This window comes from Bradyrhizobium sp. dw_411 (assembly GCF_018449695.1).
In the GTDB taxonomy this organism is placed as follows: domain Bacteria; phylum Pseudomonadota; class Alphaproteobacteria; order Rhizobiales; family Xanthobacteraceae; genus Bradyrhizobium.
This window is the reverse complement of sequence record NZ_JAAVUY010000051.1, coordinates 1-657: the sequence shown is the minus strand read 5'-3', so window position 1 is coordinate 657 and position 657 is coordinate 1. Positions and strand designations below refer to the sequence as shown.

Annotated in this window: 1 pseudogene; it reads left to right on the top strand. The window is 66.2% G+C overall.

The annotated features are described in order from the left end of the window. Positions 1-657: pseudogene (locus tag HB676_RS33635) on the top strand (hypothetical protein); the annotation flags it as partial.

The window sequence follows — 657 nt, the reverse complement described above, 5'->3', positions numbered from 1 at the left end:
CCTCGGTCGTCGCGGGGGTTACCGCTGCAGCCGGCACCGAAAGCGGTTCGGCGCTGACGCTCTCCACCACAGGCTCAAGCGCCCTTAGCACCTCGACGCTGGGCACCGCGAGCGGCGATTTCGATCTCTCCTCGCTCGTCGGCGACACGTTTACGGTCGGCAGCCAGACCATTACGTTCAGTGCGAGCGCGACGTCCACGTCGACGTCCGGTTCCACCACGACCATCGGTCTGGGCTCCGGCACGACGTCGACCCTGGGCGAGCTTCTGACCGCGTTATCGGCCAACTCCAGCGGCGCTGCCGGCTCAGCCTCGATCTCAGGTGGTGCGATCACCCTGTCCACCACCACGGCAGGCGGCGACTTCACCTTCGGCGGCACCAACGCTACCGCGGTTCTGCAAGCTCTCGGTCTCGCCAACGCCAACAACGTCGTCCACACCGCGAGCTCGTTGCCGAGCACGGCCGCTATCACGACCACCACCGTGCTTTCGGGTACCGCGACCGGAGACCTTTCCACCCCCTTCGCCAACAACGACACGCTGACGGTTGACGGCAAGACCCTGACCTTCAGCAGCACGGCCGCGACCAGCACCTCGGCCAATGGCGGCACCATCAGCACCACCGGTACGATCCAGGATATCCTCACCGCGATCGACG